The following is an 803-nucleotide window of genomic DNA, read 5'->3' as shown; positions in this document are numbered from 1 at the left end:
GTAATAGTATTTTAAGTGATCAGCGTTCCATGGATGGCCAAGGGTCTTGCCATCGGAGCTTCTAAGCTTGTAGGAGTCAGGGCGATTGATGCTAACAACTTCAAATAGTCCATCCAATTTGGACTAAGTGTTCCTTCACTCGGGACTCTATCGTAGAGTAATCTTTTCTTCAATACCTAGTCCCCTACTTTGAAAGAATGAGGTTTGACCCTTGAGTCATAGTAGTTGGAGATGCGCTGCTTGTAGGCGACATTCCTCAAGTGAGCCTGGTTTATGTGTTCCTCGACTAGATCTAAGTTGAGGGTAAGTTGTTTGTCATTTTCGCTTTGCACGTAGTTCTGGACTCGGAACGTTGCTTGCTCAAGCTCAACTGGAACAACTGCCTCTGTACCAAAGGCAAGTAAGAATGGGGTTTCTCCTGTTGATGTTCGATACGAATTGCGGTATAACCAAAGAATTTGGGGTACAAATTCTGGCCAACAACCTTTAGCCTTATCCAAGCTGGTTTTCAAAGTTCGCTTGATTATTTTGTTGATGGCTTCAACTTGTCCATTAGACTGGGGATGAGCTAGGGAGGCAAAATATAAGTTAATGTTTAACTTATAGCAGAACATCCTGAACTTATTGTTGTCGAACTGTCACCCGTTGTCAGTGACTATAGCATTGGGAATGCCGAATCTACAAAAGATGTTCTTCCATACAAAGTCTTATATTTTTGCCTCAGTAATGGTTGCCAAGTGTTCTACTCCGGCCCACTTTGTGAAGTAGTCAATTGCAACGATTGCCTAGTGAACCTTGCCCTT

1 protein-coding gene is annotated in these 803 nt (G+C 42.7%); it reads right to left on the bottom strand.

Annotation, left to right across the window (positions count from 1 at the left end; genetic code table 11):
* On the bottom strand, positions 1–117 hold a 117-nt coding region (locus B879_RS24020; protein ID WP_497706792.1), incomplete at its 3' end, for a hypothetical protein.
* Positions 118–803: the final 686 nt, after the last annotated feature.

This window comes from Cecembia lonarensis LW9 (assembly GCF_000298295.1).
In the GTDB taxonomy this organism is placed as follows: domain Bacteria; phylum Bacteroidota; class Bacteroidia; order Cytophagales; family Cyclobacteriaceae; genus Cecembia; species Cecembia lonarensis.
This window is presented reverse-complemented; position numbering and strand designations above follow the sequence as displayed.